We start from the raw sequence: 17297 nt of genomic DNA on the forward strand, positions 1-17297 counted from the left end.
AGCCATGTTCAAAAATTTGATGAACAAGTTTCGCGGCAAGCCCTTGGATTACGACGAAGCCAAACATTTGGCCCGTGATGAAGACGTAAAGGTCCGTCTCAAACTCGCCAAGCGCGAGGACTTGATGCCGGAAATTCTCTATTTCTTGGCAGAGGACCCATCCCCCGAAGTCCGGCGTGCCATTGCCAAAAATCCGCACACACCGCGCCAAGCCGATTTGTTATTGTCCAACGATGACGACGACGGCGTGCGGTTCAATTTGGCGGAAAAGATCGGGATGCTGATCCCCGGCCTGAATGCGGCCGAAATCGACAAGGTTGAAGAGTTCACCCACCAGGTGCTCGAACGCTTGGCGAAAGACCAAGTCACACGCGTGCGCCGGATCTTGTCCGAAACACTCAAAGACATTGCCGATGCGCCGCCTAACGTCATCAAACGCTTGGCCAGAGATGTTGAACTGGTTGTTTGCGCTCCGGTGTTGGAGTTTTCTCCGGTTCTGACCGATCAGGATTTGATTGAAATCATCACGTCCGGCCCGGTCATGGGTGCGTTGAGCATCATTTCCAAACGCAAGGACATCAGCGAAGACCTTTCCGACGCGATTTATATGACTGATGACATCGACGCCATCGGTTTGATGTTGGGCAACAACTCCGCACAAATTCGTGAAGATACCTTGGACCGTATTATCGATCGCGCACGCGACATCGAACCGTGGCACAAACCCCTGGTTGGGCGGCCAAAATTATCACGGGGTGCTGTGCTGCGCTTAGCTGAATTTGTCGCTGATTCCTTGCTTGGCAGCATGGCGGCGCGCACCGACCTGGGCGAAGACGCAGCCGACGCTGTGCGTGAAGAATTCTCGCGTCGTATGGAGGCCGCAGAACGGACCCGCGCACGTGACGAAGGCGGCCCCCCGGGTGAGCGCGCGAAGCAGCTGTTCAAGCAGGGCAAACTGGACGACAAAACCATTCGCGAAAATGCTCAAACTGGCGACGTGCCATTTGTTATGACGGCCTTGCATCTCAAATCGGGGCTGCGCATGGGGATTTTGCAACGCATTATCGACATCGGCAGCGTCAAGGGCATCGTCGCGGTGTGCTGGAAAGCTGAGCTGCAGATGCAAACCGCCGTGGTCATTCAAAAACGCGTGGCGAAATTGCCACCGCGCGAAGTGCAGGGCAGTGTGGATGGCGATTATCCGTTTACGGAAGACGAAATGCAGTGGCAGTTGGAATTCTTTCAAGAATCCGACTGATCGCCTTTTGCCGCAGCCCGTTTCTTGGCTTCCCACTTTTCGTCGGATTTACGGCCTAAATAGTCGATTAACCGGCCAAGGTTATAGAGCAACACCCCCGGCACCAAAGCCACCAACCACAGCGCCGTTTCTCCCGGTGCCGAGCTAACTTGCTTGACCAGATAGCCCCAGCCGTGCACAAAAATGATGCTGATGTGGCCAAAAACGACCAGGGCCGTGCCCACGCCTAAGAGAATCCAGCCGAAAAATTTGACGACTTGGCCCATGTCTCTTTAAGCGACGTCTTTGAGGACGGCATCGATGTCCGCGCCGGAGGCTGCAATTGCAGATTTGTAATCCATGTCGCTGACCAAAATGTGCGATTGCAACCAGCTGAGCAGGAAATCACGGATTTCGTCTTCTAAGTCAGGCGACGGGTTGAGCATGTAGCGACGCCGAGCGTCCAACAATTGCTCTTTGAGGCTATTGTGGGTTTGTTTGTGGTTGTCCAAATCGGCGTAACCACAGGCTTCCATAATCGCTTCTTCACGGGCGAAGTGGAAATTGGAATAGTCCAACAACACGGAAAAAATACCATCGGTGACAAAGACGCCTTCGTCATTTTCGACAGCTTCAATAAAATCATTCAGGGCTTGGACAAGGATTTTATGATCATCGTCGAGCTGCTTGCAGCCAACGCTCATATCTTCCGTCCAAACGATTTGGTCAACCATGTTGTTCCCACCCAGTCTTGTTATCTAACCCATATGCGAGCGCCCCATCTCTCACGCGGGCATTCAAGTGGACTGGATTGAGCCATGTTCGAATGCAAAGTTCAACTGATTTTCATATCCCTGTCATGAATAAGGGTTTTTGGCGCAATTGTATTAATGCTATGTATTGATAACGCCGGAAAATCCGGTGCTACTTGTGAAAAGGATTCGCATTTTTCAATGCCGAAGACATTAATCATCGACGACGATTTAGAGTTTGAAACCGCCATTCGTGCGCACTTTGACGGCATCGGGGGAGAGGATAAGAACGAATTTGTCTTTGCCCATAGCCACGACGAAGCCTTGAGCATCATGCATGACTTGGACGACATCGACATAGCTGCAGTGACCATTGATAACGACCACATCGGTGGGCTGGGTATCTTTCGCAAGTTACAAGACAAACGCCTGCGGGTGCCGCGCATCGCGCTGACGGGCACGCGGGACTTGTCCGCCATTCGTGAAGCCATGAACCAGGGGGCTGTGGATTTTTTGACCAAGCCCGTCGCCATGGACGATTTGACGGCAACCCTGGGCAAAGTCTACGCCGATTGCGAAGTCCGCCGCAAAGCCTGGAAGACCGAGGCTCAACTGGCCGCTATACGCCGTGAAATGGATTTGGCCGGCAACATCCAAAAACGCATCTTGCCGGACAGCTTCCCTGCATCGGATGACTTACAAGTGTTCGCACAAACCACGCCTGCGCGGGAAATGGGCGGGGACTTTTACGATTTCTTCGACCTCGACAACGGCAAAATCGCCATTGTTGTGGCCGATGTTTCGGGTAAGGGCGTGCCGGCCGCGTTCTACATGGCTGTGGTCCGCACGCTGTTCAGGGCCGCAGCCCCCACCGCGGACAAACCGGCCGAATGCTTAGACGAAGTCAATCGCTTGCTTATCGAACACGACATCCCAGGTATGTTCGTTACGGCTTTTTATGGCATTTTGGACCCCGTAAACTGGACGCTAAACTTCGCAAACGGGGGCCATTGCCCGCCGTATCTGGTGCGCGAGCACGGTGAGGTCAAAGCCATCGATACCGGGGGCGGGGTGGTTTTAGGCTTCGAGCACGAAGTCCCTTATCAAGACGATGTCATTCAGTTCGACAAAGGGGATGCGCTGTTCATCTACACCGACGGCCTCACCGAAGCGTTCGACGAAAACCGTGAACAATTCAGTGAAGAACGCTTAATCGATTGTTTGTTGGAAAATCGTTCGCTCTCCGCACATGCGTTAACGGATAATGTGTTCGGCTTCGTTAGCGGCCATACTGCCGGAGCGGAACAGTCAGATGACATCACCAGTTTTGTCATTAAAAGGTTTTAGGACAAGTCCTTAAGCCACAACGCTCAAGTTTTGCAGCAGCTCTGAAGCATCTTCTTGTTGCTGCTGAACGAATTCATATGCATTGACTGCGACTTGGGTCTGTCCGCCAATCTGTTCACTGCCTTGCTCACCTGTTTGCTCGCCTGTTTGTTCACCCCGGCGTTCAGCTTGCGCCTCTTGCGACACTTCATTCAAGATTTGGCGGGCTTGCGCCGCGACTGCGATGTCCTGTGCCGACGGGTTGGAGGGGGCGAGAGCGGCGCGAATGACGGCTTCCATTTTTTCCACCGTCGCTGACGCCGAATTCCCACGGCTGACATCGATGGAAACTTCACCGTTCACCGCATACTGCTGCCCATCGGGGCCGCGCACGTATTCATATTGCGCCGGGCCGGTCAGGGTCCCGCCTGCAGATCTGTGGGCGCGTTCGTGGGCGCGGACTTCACGATCCGTCTTTTTCAGCTCTTGCAGCTGCTGCAATTGTTCATCTGTAAGTTCCCGCCCGCCGACGTTGGTTGTGGACGTGTCGTCACGGCGCACGGACTGGCTGGCACGGGCTTCTTGGGCTTGTACCAAGGTGTCGGGAGCAACAACGTATGAGGCATAACTCAGCCCTTGGGCGGCAACCGTTCCCGAAGGTGTTGCGTTCACCGAAACCGGAGTGGGGGGCTGGGAAGGAGAAGGACGCTCCGGCCCCTTAAGCCCAAAGTCCGTTGATCCCAAACCTGCGCGGATTGGGGCGTCTAACATGAAAGCCTCCAAATCTGTTGCGCTTGCGCACATTTGGTGGATTTCTTCCGCCGTGCGTCACATTCTTGTGACGGATACCAATAAGATACAGAAAAACTGAGCAATTTTCTAGGTCTTTCCCTAATGCACTGAAATACGTTGAATTTCCATGCTGGCTCCCCCACGTATTGCCTTGCATTGCATTCACGGGAGCCTGCCATGATCAAGACAACCGCATTCTTATTCGCGCTCAGCACTTCGATGGTTACAGTGCCCGCTTGGGCCGGGAACGAAGGCTGTACGCTGTTGCATGAAGCCGCTTTTTTGGATGAGCCTGGCGAAATCCAAGACTTGATCCACGCTGGGGTGGACGTTGAATGCAAAGATGTATTGGGCCACACCGCCATTGTTACAGCGGTCAATGGCGCGTCCATGGACTCGTTCAAAGTGCTTTTGGACGCCGGGGCCAAAACCAATGTGAAAACGGAGTGGGGCAATTCTCTTTTGCAGCACACAAAAAGAAAGTTCCGCTCGGTTGACCATCAAAAGGGGTTGGAGCAATATCGCGATCTCTATCAATCCATGATCGCGCGGCTGCAAACGGCAGGCGCCACGAACTGAGGTCCCCTTGGACGGCGCAACATTATCGTTTCTCTTCGCAAAGCTCTTAGGCTTTTTGATGAACCCGTACACCTTGTTCATCACAGGGTTGAGCGTCGGTTTGGCCTTGCAATTGACCCGCAGCGCAGCCGATGCCGGTCGGCGACTGATTGGACTTGTTGTGGTGTGTTATGTGGTCTTCGCCATACTCCCCACGGGACAGTGGGCGCTGAACCAACTCGAAGAGCGGTTCCCCCGCGTGACGCAGTTTGAACAGCCCATTGCGGGGATATTGGTGTTAGGGGGATCGGTAAACACGGTCATGACCCGTGAACGCGGCCAAGTCTCCTTAGGTGGCAACGTTGAGCGCCTGACGGAATTTTACACTCTGTCACGCCTGTATCCCGAGGCCAAACTGGCCTTTATCGGTGGCCAAGGCCGTGTCTTCGACCGCAAACCGACCGAAGCTGAAGTCTCGCATATGTTTTTGAAACAAATCGGCATGAATACGCAAAACATCTGGTTCGATCTCAAATCGCGCAACACCGAAGAAGGTGCAAAATTGGGTTATCATCATCTTAAACCCGGCAATGACCCCTGGGTGTTGGTGACCTCTGCGTCGCACATGCCGCGTGCCGTGGGGCTGTTTCGCAAAGCCGGGTGGAACATTATCGCTTACCCCGTGGATTACAAAACTCTGCCTGGAACCCCCAAAGACTGGTGGCCCAACTGGCCGGGGGATCTGCACAGTACAGGCGCAGCACTCTACGAAATTGGAGGGCTTGTGTATGCCTATTGGCGTGGCAAAACCGAAGAGCTTTTTCCATCCCCCGCACAGCAGCCCAAAGGCTAAGCTTTCCCTCAATCCCGTGCTGTGGCACAAGTGATTATGGAATGATTCGCAACTGAGGGGCTGAAATGCGCACTTTAATCTTCGCCTTTTGCCTGACCGCTTTCAGCTTGTCCTCACCCGCTTGGGCAGAGGAACAAGGCTTTAGCCAGTGGCTCAACGATTTACGTGTTGAAGCCGCGAAAAAGGGAATTTCTGCACAGACCTTGGACGCAGCGCTCACGGACTTAGAGCCAATCCCGCGTGTGATCGAGCTTGACCGCCGCCAGCCGGAGTTCACGTGGACTTTCCGCAAATACATGGGCAAGTTGGTCAACCAGGTCCGCATCGACAACGCCAAAAAGAAACTTGCCCAAAACAACAAACTTTTGACCCAAATCGGTGAAAAGTATGGTATTCAGCCGCGCTTTTTGGTGGCGTTTTGGGGCCTGGAAACGGATTTTGGGCGTTTGGCGGAAGGTTACTTCCCAACCGTTGCCGCCTTGGCGACCTTGGCGCATGACGGACGTCGGTCTAAATTCTTTCGCGAACAGCTTTTGACCGCCCTGAAAATCATCGACCAGGGCCACATTTCCGTGGAGCGCATGAAGGGCTCTTGGGCGGGCGCCATGGGGCATTTTCAGTTCATTCCCACCACCTTCGACGCTTATGCCACCGACTATGACGGCGATGGCAAGAAAGACATTTGGGCCAACAAAAAAGACGCTTATGCCTCTGCCGCCAAATTCCTGACCTCTGTAGGCTGGAAAGGCGATGAGATTTGGGGCCGCGAAGTCAAATTGCCCAAAGACTTCGACTTTAATTTGGCCTCCATCAAGGTCAAAAAAACGCTGAAAGACTGGCAAAAGCTTGGCGTGCGCCGCATCGGCGGTGCGAGTTTGCCGAACGTTGAGATGAAAGCCTCCGTCGTCGCCCCCGCAGGGGCCAGCGGCCCGGCGTTTTTGGTCTACGGCAATTTCCGCACCATCATGCGCTGGAACCACTCGATCTTTTATGCGCTGGCCATTGGGCAATTGGCGGACCGTATGGTGGGACTGCCCGCATTTACCACGCTGGGGCCCAAGGCTGAACGCGGCCTCACGCACACCGAAGGGCAAGAGTTGCAACGCCGCTTAACCGCCATGGGCTTCGATACCGGCGGGGTGGACGGCGTGGTGGGGCCTATGAGCCGCGAAGCCATCCGCAAATTCCAACGCGCCAAAGGGCTGATCCCGGATGGGTATCCTTCGTTGGAGTTGTTCGCAGAAGTGAAAAAAGGGCTTTGAGTCTTTACCGTTGAGTAAGCACTCTTGTGTCATAAAAAACGATAAATAAACATCAGCTGAGCAAGCCATGACCACAAACCCCAAGCGCATATTGAAAATCGCCGCCGTATTGAGCGTGTCTGCGCTGTTTTTGGCCGCGTGTTCCGAAACCCGTTTTTTGATGCACACCGCCAAGCGCTTGGACAAAACGGCCCAATCCAAAGGCAACTATAAAGTCGGCAAGCCCTACAAAGTCATGGGCCATTGGTACTATCCCGAAGAAGACATGAGCTATGACCGCACCGGTATAGCTTCGTGGTACGGCCCCAATTTTGACGGCAAACCGACCGCAAACGGTGAGGTCTTTGACCAATGGGCCGTCTCAGCGGCGCACAAGACACTGCCGTTGCCGTCCTTTGTCCGGGTCACCAACCTGGAAAACGGCCGCTCTTTGGTCATTCGCATCAATGACCGCGGCCCCTTTGTGGATGACCGCATCATCGATTTATCGCGCCGTTCGGCGGAACTGTTGGGCGTCATCAAAAAAGGGACCGCCCGCGTGCGTGTTCAAATCATGGCGCGCGAAAGCAAAGTTGCGAAAGAACGCGCCATTGCTGGTGGACAGCAATTGGCGCTCGACGATTCCCCGATCAAAGTCGACGTGCAACAAGTCAGCTCCAAACCCGTCGCATCTCAGGCCTTGCCGGCACCGACGGACGTCAAAGCGAGCTCAAAATTACACGTAAAGCCGGGGAGCTCACCTTCCACAGCAAGCAATGCTCCGGTTATTTCGCAGCCCATTTATGACGCGCCTGTCACCACGAAAGCCGCACCAGCCATAGCGATTGCGCCCCAGCCGGGTTTGTACATCCAAGCGGGCGCGTTCTCAAATATCGAAAATGCACAAAAAGTAAAGAATAGCTTAAAATCCATTGGCCACGTCAGCGTAACGCCCATTCAAGTGAGCGGGCGGGAGCTTTATCGCGTGCGTTTGGGCCCCATTGCCGACCGGGCCCGCGCCGATGTCATTCATCAACGCGTGGTTCAAGCCGGCTATGCCAATGCCCGCACCATCGTAGATTTACCAGTGCCCAACTAGAGCCACATTTTTCCCTGAGTTTTCAGGGGTAGCGCCCACGTTCCCAGGGGCGTAAAGTTGAACCGATTCCAACCCTAGTGACAGACCTGTCTATTGATGAAATTTACGCATTTCTCGACCATTTCCGCCGTTTTTGCCCTGTTTGTGAGCACGAACGCCTTCGCCATCGACACTCCGGCCAGCCATGTCTATCTGGTCGACACCACAACGGATGCGGTGTTAATGGACAAGCAAGGCAGCGTGCCCATGGCACCTGCGTCCATGAGCAAGCTCATGACGCTCTATATGGTGTTCGAACGCCTGCAAGACGGGCGCTTGTCACTGGATGATAAATTCTATGTCTCGGAGAACGCTTGGCGCAAAGGTGGGGCGAAGACCGGTGGGTCCACCATGTTTTTGGAACCCAGCATGCGTGTGCGCGTTGAGGACCTGATCCGCGGCATCATTGTGCAATCGGGTAACGATGCTTGCATCGTCGTGGCCGAGGCCTTGGGCGGCAGCGAAGAAGCCTTTGCCCAGGAAATGACCGATAAAGCCCGCGAACTGGGCATGATGGAGTCCACATTTAAGAACTCCACCGGGTGGCCGAACCCCGAACATCGGGTCTCTTCGCGCGATTTGGCAAAACTCGCCAAGATCACAGTCGAACAATTCCCGGAGTTTTACCACTACTATTCCGAAACCAGCTTTGTCTATAACGGCATCAAGCAAAACAACCGCAATCCCTTGATCTACAAGGAAATGGGGGCGGACGGTTTGAAAACCGGGCACACCGAAGAAAGCGGATACGGCTTAACGGCGTCGGCAGAGCGCAAAGGCCGCCGCCTTGTATTGGTGGTCAATGGTTTGGCTTCAAAAAAAATGCGCTCGTCTGAATCCGAACGTTTGTTGGAATGGGGCTTTCGCGAATTTGGCAACTACGAATTGTTCCGCGCGGGCGATATGGTCACCGACGCCAATGTCTGGCTGGGGCAAAAGGGCTCGGTCCCGCTGGTGATCAAAGAAGACCTGACGCTCACACTGCCCAAAAAGGCGCGGCGCAAAATGAAGGTCTCTGCCAAGTTTGAAGGCCCTGTGCCTGCACCGGTCCAACAAGGCCAACAGCTGGGCGTGTTGACCATCACCGCACCAGAGACCGAGACTATTGAAATCCCCCTTTTGGCAGGCGAAGGTGTCGGTCGTTTGGGTGTGATGGGGCGCTTAGGCGCGGCTTTGGATTACATCTTGTGGGGAAGCTCCCACTAAACCCGTGAGCTTTTAAGGGGGCGCACAGCATGTCGGCTGCGCAAAAAGGGCGCTTTATCACCCTGGAAGGGGGCGAGGGGGCCGGAAAATCCACCCAAATTCGCCTGTTGCAGGATGCCCTCGAAAACGCAGGCCGTACGGTCATTTGCACGCGCGAACCCGGCGGGTCGCCCGGCGGTGAAGCCATTCGCGAATTGCTGGTCAAAGGCGATGCCGACTGGGAACCTTTGACCGAAGCCCTGTTGAATTATGCTGCGCGCCACGAGCACCTGGAAAAGGTCATTTTGCCCACTTTGGCCGACGGGACATGGGTTCTGTGCGACCGTTTTGCGGACTCGACCATGGCGTACCAAGGTTATGGCTACGGTATGAACCGGGAAGTCATCCGCCGCTTGCACCGCTTGGTCGTGGATGAGGTGACACCGGACCTGACCTTGATTTTTGACATGCCCGTGGACGAAGGCCTGAAACGCGCCGTCGCACGCGGGGACGGCGAAGACCGTTATGAACGCATGGGCAAGGACTTTCACGAACGACTGCGTGAAGGTTTCTTGGAAATCGCCAAAAAGGACCCGGCGCGCTGTGCCGTCATTGACGCGACCGGAGACATCGGCGCTGTCGCAATGGCCGTGCATGACGCTGTCATGTCCAAGTTGAGGATCGATTTATAACATGTTCGAAGACGATGCATTCGATCCAGAAGGCGCCCCGCTGCCCATCCAAAACACGGAACTTCGCGGCCATGAAGAGGCCGAACAAACTCTGCTCGACAGTTTCAATTCGGGCCGCATGCATCATGCCTGGCTGTTAACGGGCCCCAAAGGGATCGGCAAAGCCACCCTGGCGCATCGGTTTGCCCGCTTTGTGCTGAAAAACGGCGGCAAGGATGAAGGCCCCGGCCTGTTTGGCGATGCTTTGCCAGCAGAAGACCCAACCAGCCTGAATGTGCCTGCCGACGATCCGATCTTTCAGCGGATCGTCGCGGGCGGTCACGCGGATATGTTGGTGATTGAGCGCCGCTTTGACGAAAAAAAGGGCAAGTATAAGACCGTCATTGATGTCGACAGCGTGCGCGAAGTGGGTGGCTTTCTGCGCCTAACCCCGGCAGAAGGCGGATACCGCGTAGTGGTCATCGACAGCGCGGACGAAATGAACGCGAACTCGGCCAACGCTGTGCTGAAAGTCTTGGAAGAGCCACCGGCAAACGCAATGCTGATCTTGGTCAGCCACAATCCCGGCCGCTTGCTGCCAACCATCCGGTCACGCTGTCGTCGCCTGAAATTACGCCCGCTCAGCAATGATTTGGTGTCCGATTTGGTCAAAACCTATGCCCCCGACGTTTTGCCCGAAGACCGGGCCCACTTAGCCAAGTTAAGCGACGGGTCCATCGGACGTGCTTTGGGGTTGGTGGAAGAGGGGGGCTTAGAGCTTTATCAAGATCTCTTGAACCTGCTTCACACCCTGCCCAACTTAGACGTCCAAGCGTTGCATGCTTTTGCCGACCGCGTCGCGCGCGCAGGGGCGGAAGACGCGTTCGCCACCGTCACCGGGCTTTTGCGCTGGTGGATGGAGCGCATGATCTTAACCGCTGCCGGAAAAGCGCCCGCGACATCGAATGAAAACGACGACGAAGCCCTGTTCATGGCGGGTTTGGCGGCACAAGCGCCCCTTGATCATTGGTTCGTCGTGTGGGAAAAGATCAACTATCTGGTGGCGCGGGCCGACAGCCTTAACCTGGACCGCAAGCAAATTATCCTAGATGCCTTCTTAGGCCTCGAAAACACGCTCAGGCGCGGCTAAATATAGAAAAGCCCCTGAAGTCTCAAAGGTTTATTTTTATGAACACGAACCCCAAGCATTATTACGTCACCACGCCGATCTATTACGTCAACGACGTTCCGCACATCGGCCATGCCTACACCACGCTGGCCTGTGACGTGTTGGCGCGCTTCATGCGCTTGGACGGGTTCGATGTAAAGTTTCTGACGGGCACGGACGAACACGGCCAAAAGGTCGAAAAATCGGCCCAGGCCAAGGGCGTCGATCCGCAAACCTTCACCGACGAAGTGTCCCAGCGTTTCCGCGATTTGCTGGGCACCATGAACTTCTCCAACGATGATTTCATTCGCACCACGGAAGAACGCCACAAAGTCTCTGTGCAAGAGCTGTGGAAGCGTCTGATGGACAAAGGTGAGATCTATCTGGACAAGTATGCCGGTTGGTATTCGGTGCGTGATGAGGCCTTTTACGACGAAAAAGAGCTCACCAAAGACGCCGACGGCAACAAAGTCGCGCCCAGCGGGGCTCCGGTCGAATGGGTTGAGGAAGCCAGCTACTTCTTCAAGCTGTCCGAATGGGGCGATCGCTTGCTGAAGTTCTACGACGAAAATCCGGATTTCATCCTGCCCAAAACCCGCCGCAACGAAGTCACCAGCTTTGTCGAAGGTGGGCTTTTGGACTTGTCCGTGTCCCGCACCACGTTTAAATGGGGCGTTCCGGTTCCCGGTGACGACGACCACATCATGTATGTGTGGCTGGACGCGCTCACCAACTACATCACCGCCTGCGGCTTCCCCGACGAAGACCACGGCGAGTTCCAGACCTATTGGCCCGCAGACCTGCACATGGTCGGCAAGGACATCTTGCGCTTTCACGCGGTCTATTGGCCTGCGTTCTTGATGGCCGCTGGCGTCGAGCCGCCCAAGCGTGTGTTTGCCCACGGCTGGTGGACCAACGAAGGACAGAAAATCTCCAAATCCTTGGGCAACGTCATTGATCCCATCGATCTGGTGGAGAAATACGGACTGGACGCGGTGCGTTACTTCCTCATGCGCGAAGTGCCGTTCGGCAACGACGGCGATTTCTCTCACACGGCCATGGTGGCACGCATGAACGGGGAACTCGCCAACGATCTCGGCAACCTCGCCCAGCGTGTTTTGTCCATGGTGGCGAAGAACTGCGACGGCGCTGTGCCCACCCATGGTGAGTTCACCGACGACGACCGTGAAATGCTTGACCAGGCTTACAGCCTGATTGATGCGACGCGTGAGCATATGGATGTGCAAGCGTTTAACCTAGCACTTGAAGACATTTGGGTACTGATCAGAGCTTGCAACGGTTATGTGGATCGCCAAGCGCCGTGGAAACTGAAAAAAGAAGACCCGGCGCGCATGGAAACGGTGCTTTATGTACTGGCTGAATGTATCCGCCATATCGCCTTGGTTTTGCAGCCCTTTATGCCTGAAGCCATGGCGAAGATGCTGGACCTGTTGGCCGTGTCCCACGACCACCGCGATTTTGCCTTCTTGGGCGAAGGTCACGCTTTGGTTCCCGGCGCCGCATTACCTAAGCCCGAAGGGGTCTTCCCGCGTTTTGTCGAACCGGAAGCTGAAGGCTAAAACCCATGCTGGTCGATAGCCACTGCCACTTGGACTACCCAGAATTCGAGGACTTGTCGGAAACCAACCGTCGGGCCAGCGAAGCCGGTGTCGGCGCCATGCTGACCATCGCCACAGCCATCGACAAATTTCCAGGCGTTTTGTCCGTCGCTGAAAGCCAGCCCAACATCTGGGCCACGGTCGGTGTGCATCCGCATTCGGCGGGCAAAGGCGATATGGTGACGTTCAGCTGGCTGATGGAGAACGCCAACCACTCCAAAGTCATCGGCTTTGGCGAAACGGGGCTGGACTATTTTTATGAACACAGCCCGCGTGAAGCCCAGCAACAGGCCTTTCGCACGCACATTGCGGCTGCCCGAGAACGCCAATTGCCACTGATCGTGCACACCCGTGACGCCGAAGAAGACACGCTGGCGATCCTGCACAACGAAATGGAGAAGGGGGCTTTCCCCGGTCTGATCCACTGTTTCAGCGCGTCGAGCGCATTCGCCCAGGCGGCTGTCAGCATGGGGCTCTATATCTCCATTTCTGGGATCATCACCTTTAAAAAGGCCGATGAGCTGCGCGATGCTGTGGCGCATGTGCCACTGGACAGACTGCTGGTGGAAACGGACGCACCCTATTTGGCGCCCATTCCACATCGCGGCCAGCCCAATGAGCCGGCCTATACGCGCCACACGGCGGAAAAACTGGCTGAGATCAAATACGTGAGCTACGCTGAGTTGGAAACCGCCACGACCAACAACTTCTTTAAACTGTTCACAAAAGCTGAGCGACCTGCAGAGTAGGAGAAGAGGGTGCGCATCACGGTTTTAGGCTCTGGATCATCCGCAGGCACACCCAGCATCGAATCAGGTTGGGGCAAATGTGATCCCAACAACCCCAAAAACCGCCGCACACGGCCGTCAATCCTCGTCGAAGACGCAGGTAAGCGTATTTTGGTCGACACCTCTCCGGACTTGCGCGAACAGTTTTTGCGTCATGAAATCCAGCATATAGATGCTGTCATCTACACCCATGCACATTCTGACCACTTGCACGGCGTAGACGATCTGCGCGGCATCAACCGCTTGATGAACGCCGCGATACCCATGTATGCCGATGGACGCACGCTCAAATCCATCCGCGAACGCTTTGGCTATGTGCTGGACCCCTTAGCGCCGGAAGCTGAGTTTTATTACAAATCAACTTTAGTTCCCCAGGAAATCGGCCACGGCCAAACCTTTAACGTTGCCGGGCTTAACGTCAAAGCCATTGAACAAGACCATGCCTACGTGAATACCTATGGGCTCCGGTTTGGTGACTTTGCGTACTCAACAGACCTGATTGCCATGCACGAAGACGGGTTTGAAATGTTGGAGGGGATTAAGGTCTGGATGCTGGGCACTTTCAATGAAAGTGCACACCCAACACATTTGGGTGTGGATCAGGCTTTGGAATGGATCGAGCGCATCAAACCCGAACGCGCTTACCTGACGCATCTGAGCTTCAATCTGGACTATGAGACGCTTCAAAAGAAACTGCCCGACAATGTGTTTGTGAGCTATGACGGGCTGGTCATTGACCTTTAAGTTTATTTCAATTGCAAACGCGTCCTACAGCAACTGAAACACAAATAAAACCCCATAACTTCCTAACATTAAACATAACATATTATTTTCCATAATATAAATTATGCGAAAATAGTGTTGCGTTATTTGAGGTTCATTTAGAGCGTCCCTGTCTCAAACGGATTCATACGTGAAAGCAAATTTGAGACAGCGTAAGCTGAAACGTGCCTGTTTGTGGCGTTAGATCTCAATTTTCTAACGTTGTGTAGCTGCACAGCGCTATTATCGACGTTGCTTTCGGAATTGGTGCTCTTGGTTGATGACTTTTACTCCAATGGTACTGAACAGCGTCAGCCAAAACGTCACAGTGGAAATAAATGCATTGCGATGGTGTTTGCCAAAGGGCTATATGGCTCTGAATACACGGCCAATCAGGGAGGAAATACACTTCTCAGATAACCTACACCAAAAATTGTTCCATGCCCCACCGATCATCAATCGTTGTTATGAAATAGTATGACGTATTGCGTTGATAATATTGATAGATTTTACAGCACTGTAGGCCACTTACGCATTAGATATCGTACATGCAGTGTGATACATTCACATACAGATTGAAGGGCTTTTACATCTGGGCTTGAGGTTACCTGTGTACGACTATCTGATCGACAGCTATACATCATTCATTACCAACATTGGTCTGTTGTCTATACTCGCTTGGGTTATGTCGGTCTTTTGGACCAAACTTGAACCTGCCCGACTAGCTTCGTCAAAAAAATTATCCATTTTGATCGGACTGGCCTTCGGATTGACCTCGGCGTTACTGATGTTCCATCCCTTTGAATTTGAGACCGGAATATTCGGTGATGCGCGCGGCGCGCCCTTGTTGTTGTCGGGCATGATCGGCGGGCCTTTGGCTGCGGCAGTGTCCACCATCATCAATGTTTTTATGCGCATTCAGCTGGGTGGCCCCGGCGCTCTTGCAGGTGTGTTTTATTGCGTAATCTTTGGGTTTTCGGGCCTTATGGTTCACTACACTTGGAAAGTACGCCAAACCACCCTGCTCCCTCCCATTCGTATTTTGTTGGCCATAGCGTTCGCCACCACCTTGATCAGCATGCCTGTGGTGTATTTGTTGCCCGAAGACAAAATTTGGGGGGCGTTGATTACAGTTTGGCCGCAAATGTATTTAGCGAACATCCTCGGCATTGCCGTTTTGGGCAGTTTGCTCCAGTTGGAATACAATCGCCGGCGTGAAGAGATTCAACTCAACGAAATGCAGTTGGAGCTCCTCAAGGCCAAGGAACAGGCCGAAGCCGCCAACAAAGCCAAATCGCAGTTCCTTGCCATCATGAGCCACGAGTTGCGCACCCCTTTAAACGCCATCATCGGCTTTTCTGATATGATCCAAAACGAAATCATGGGCCCTATAAGACCCCTGTTCTATAAGGATTATGCCTCAGACATTCACAAAAGCGGCTCGCATTTGCTGGAGTTGATTAACGAAATTCTCGACATGGCGAAGATTGAATCGGGCAAATACACCGTGCACTTAGAGCCCGTACACATGTATTCCATTGCCGATGAAGCCTTAATGATGGTGCGCTCACGCGCAGATAAAAGCGATATTGCTTTGGTGAACAAGTTGAGCCCGCAAATCCCCTACATCACCGCTGATCGCCGAACGGTTTCCCAGGTTTTGATCAACTTGCTGTCCAACGCCGTGCGTTTTACCCCTTCTGGTGGACAAATCACGATCAATGCACAGATCATGGGGAACGCGATAACCTTTGAAGTCATCGACACGGGCCGCGGCATTGCCCCCCAAGATATTCACCGCGCCCTCCAACCCTTTGTTCAGGTGGAGCGCGAAAGTGGGCGCTCGCATGAAGGCACCGGACTTGGCCTGCCCCTTTGTAAACAGTTTATCGAAATCCAAGGTGGTCGTTTTGCCTTAACCAGCACACTGGGTGAAGGCACCATTGCGTCGTTCACTTTGCCCATCGACCATTCCCAACTCGACCACCCCCTGGCGACGTATGATCCCGAAGCGGAGCTCCAATGGATGCCAACCATGAGTGTTGGGGTCAAACAATGGGATGAAGACCACCACACCTTGCTCAGCATGATCAATGATCTGAAAGAGGCTGTGGACCATGAGAACCGTACGCTCATGGCCCAGTTTCTGAGCGAATTCGTCGTGTATGCTGAAACCCACCTGACTTCGGAAGAAACACTGATGAAAGCCCTGAAATACCCAGGGTTTGAGGCTCACAAGGCCCGCCACGACGATTTCCGTCAGTGGATGCGCGACAAACAAACGCTGTTTCAAGACCTTCCAGCCCATTTCGACGGCGACGCGACGGCGGCTTATTTGAAGAACTGGTGGTATTCTCACATTCTAAAAGAAGACATGGCCTATTCGATCTACTTTGAGCGCAACAAAGATATGGTTCAAAAGCATTTGGGCGGATATAAGGGGATCAAACACGAACCCGCCCCCAAATCTTAAGCGAGCCCCCTGCCATGACTGAGTGCCCTTGTAAATCCGGTAAAGCCTTTGAAGCGTGCTGTGGACCGATCCTAGACGGGTCCGCTAAAGCTGAAACAGCCGAAGCGCTGATGCGGTCGCGCTACACCGCGCACGTCAAAGGCAACTTCGAACACGTGGCCGCAACTCACGCCCCCGAAGCTGCGGCAGATTACAATATTTCTTCTGCCAAAGCCCAATTTGTCGGCCTGGAATGGCAAGGCCTGGAAATCACCGAAACCACCGATGGCGGGCCCAATGACGAAACCGGCACCGTGACCTTCACCGCCCGTTTTATTGAAAACGGCGAGCGTCAAGCGCACCGAGAAAAGTCCGATTTCCGCAAAATCGATGGCGCATGGATGTATGTGGACGGCCAAATCAACCCAGCCGTTGAGCCGCGCCGCGTGCAAAAGGTCGGCCGCAATGACCCCTGCCCCTGTGGTTCGGGCAAAAAATTCAAGAAGTGCTGCGGGGCAAACTAATCTGGGCTACATCCGAGCCCTGTGCTGCGCGATGTAGATCAAGCCGTTCCACATCACAAACACCATCAAAGCCAGGCCGATCAGCCCCGTGATGGCGGTGCAGTTGGTGTCTTCAACACGCAGGCACGAAATAAACACCACCAAGTCGACGATGGACAAGGCCCCGCCAGCGGTGGCTTTGATTAATCTGGGGTTCTTCCAGTTCAGCTTCATGGACTCACACCTGCATTC

The 17297-nt window shown here is 54.1% G+C and carries 18 protein-coding genes; 14 read left to right on the plus strand and 4 right to left on the minus strand.

Going from position 1 to position 17297, the window contains the following annotated elements; genetic code table 11:
* Positions 1 to 4: 4 nt before the first annotated feature.
* On the plus strand, positions 5 to 1258 hold the full coding sequence (locus tag V5T82_RS02520) for a DUF2336 domain-containing protein (RefSeq protein ID WP_332894016.1): 1254 nt from the start codon (positions 5 to 7) through the stop codon (positions 1256 to 1258).
* Here the strand turns inward: V5T82_RS02520 and V5T82_RS02525 are convergent.
* Both V5T82_RS02525 and V5T82_RS02530 read right to left on the minus strand, forming a co-directional pair.
* On the minus strand, positions 1243 to 1524 hold the full coding sequence (locus V5T82_RS02525) for a hypothetical protein (protein WP_332894017.1): 282 nt from the start codon (positions 1522 to 1524) through the stop codon (positions 1243 to 1245). The two genes, V5T82_RS02520 and V5T82_RS02525, sit on opposite strands and share 16 nt — an antisense overlap.
* 6 nt (positions 1525 to 1530) lie before the next feature.
* On the minus strand, positions 1531 to 1971 hold the full coding sequence (locus V5T82_RS02530) for a bacteriohemerythrin (RefSeq protein ID WP_332894018.1): 441 nt from the start codon (positions 1969 to 1971) through the stop codon (positions 1531 to 1533).
* A 219-nt stretch (positions 1972 to 2190) separates the two neighbouring features.
* On the opposite strand from V5T82_RS02530, the gene V5T82_RS02535 reads away from it, so the two are divergent.
* Positions 2191 to 3336: a PP2C family protein-serine/threonine phosphatase gene (locus V5T82_RS02535; protein WP_332894019.1), complete on the plus strand. Its 1146-nt coding sequence runs from the start codon at positions 2191 to 2193 to the stop codon at positions 3334 to 3336.
* Between the two features lie 9 nt (positions 3337 to 3345).
* On the opposite strand, the gene V5T82_RS02540 is transcribed toward V5T82_RS02535, so the two are convergent.
* Positions 3346 to 4086 (minus strand): putative metalloprotease CJM1_0395 family protein, encoded by a 741-nt coding sequence (locus V5T82_RS02540; RefSeq protein WP_332894020.1) that lies wholly within the window; start codon positions 4084 to 4086, stop codon positions 3346 to 3348.
* A 198-nt stretch (positions 4087 to 4284) separates the two neighbouring features.
* Between V5T82_RS02540 and V5T82_RS02545 the strand changes: the two genes are divergently transcribed.
* The 12 genes from V5T82_RS02545 to V5T82_RS02600 all read left to right on the plus strand — a co-directional run bounded on the left by V5T82_RS02545 (position 4285) and on the right by V5T82_RS02600 (position 17066).
* Positions 4285 to 4686 (plus strand): ankyrin repeat domain-containing protein, encoded by a 402-nt coding sequence (locus V5T82_RS02545; RefSeq protein WP_332894021.1) that lies wholly within the window; start codon positions 4285 to 4287, stop codon positions 4684 to 4686.
* 58 nt (positions 4687 to 4744) lie between these two features.
* Positions 4745 to 5518 (plus strand): YdcF family protein, encoded by a 774-nt coding sequence (locus V5T82_RS02550; protein ID WP_332894022.1) that lies wholly within the window; start codon positions 4745 to 4747, stop codon positions 5516 to 5518.
* A gap of 65 nt (positions 5519 to 5583) precedes the next feature.
* Positions 5584 to 6780, plus strand: a complete 1197-nt coding sequence (locus V5T82_RS02555) for a lytic murein transglycosylase (RefSeq protein WP_332894023.1) — start codon at positions 5584 to 5586, stop codon at positions 6778 to 6780.
* 67 nt (positions 6781 to 6847) lie between these two features.
* Entirely contained in the window at positions 6848 to 7858 is a 1011-nt protein-coding gene (locus V5T82_RS02560; protein ID WP_332894024.1) for a septal ring lytic transglycosylase RlpA family protein, read from the plus strand.
* A gap of 96 nt (positions 7859 to 7954) precedes the next feature.
* The gene (locus V5T82_RS02565; protein WP_332894025.1) at positions 7955 to 9103 is read left to right on the plus strand and encodes a D-alanyl-D-alanine carboxypeptidase family protein; all 1149 of its coding nucleotides are present in this window, start codon (positions 7955 to 7957) and stop codon (positions 9101 to 9103) included.
* Positions 9104 to 9132: 29 nt separating this feature from the next.
* A complete protein-coding gene (gene tmk / locus V5T82_RS02570; RefSeq protein ID WP_332894026.1) occupies positions 9133 to 9774 on the plus strand; it encodes a dTMP kinase in 642 nt (213 codons plus the stop codon).
* Position 9775: 1 nt separating this feature from the next.
* Positions 9776 to 10903, plus strand: a complete 1128-nt coding sequence (locus V5T82_RS02575) for a DNA polymerase III subunit delta' (RefSeq protein WP_332894027.1) — start codon at positions 9776 to 9778, stop codon at positions 10901 to 10903.
* Positions 10904 to 10941: 38 nt separating this feature from the next.
* The gene (gene metG / locus V5T82_RS02580; protein ID WP_332894028.1) at positions 10942 to 12501 is read left to right on the plus strand and encodes a methionine--tRNA ligase; all 1560 of its coding nucleotides are present in this window, start codon (positions 10942 to 10944) and stop codon (positions 12499 to 12501) included.
* Between the two features lie 5 nt (positions 12502 to 12506).
* Positions 12507 to 13289, plus strand: coding sequence for a TatD family hydrolase (locus tag V5T82_RS02585; protein ID WP_332894029.1), 783 nt, complete (start codon positions 12507 to 12509; stop codon positions 13287 to 13289).
* A gap of 9 nt (positions 13290 to 13298) precedes the next feature.
* Entirely contained in the window at positions 13299 to 14072 is a 774-nt protein-coding gene (locus V5T82_RS02590) for an MBL fold metallo-hydrolase (protein ID WP_332894030.1), read from the plus strand.
* A 628-nt stretch (positions 14073 to 14700) separates the two neighbouring features.
* Positions 14701 to 16563 (plus strand): bacteriohemerythrin, encoded by a 1863-nt coding sequence (locus V5T82_RS02595; protein ID WP_332894031.1) that lies wholly within the window; start codon positions 14701 to 14703, stop codon positions 16561 to 16563.
* Positions 16564 to 16577: 14 nt separating this feature from the next.
* Positions 16578 to 17066, plus strand: a complete 489-nt coding sequence (locus tag V5T82_RS02600; protein ID WP_332894032.1) for a YchJ family protein — start codon at positions 16578 to 16580, stop codon at positions 17064 to 17066.
* A 6-nt stretch (positions 17067 to 17072) separates the two neighbouring features.
* Here the strand turns inward: V5T82_RS02600 and V5T82_RS02605 are convergent, their stop codons facing one another.
* Positions 17073 to 17279, minus strand: a complete 207-nt coding sequence (locus V5T82_RS02605) for a hypothetical protein (protein WP_332894033.1) — start codon at positions 17277 to 17279, stop codon at positions 17073 to 17075.
* Positions 17280 to 17297 lie beyond the last annotated feature (18 nt).

This window comes from Magnetovibrio sp. PR-2, assembly GCF_036689815.1.
In the GTDB taxonomy this organism is placed as follows: Bacteria; Pseudomonadota; Alphaproteobacteria; order Rhodospirillales; family Magnetovibrionaceae; genus Magnetovibrio.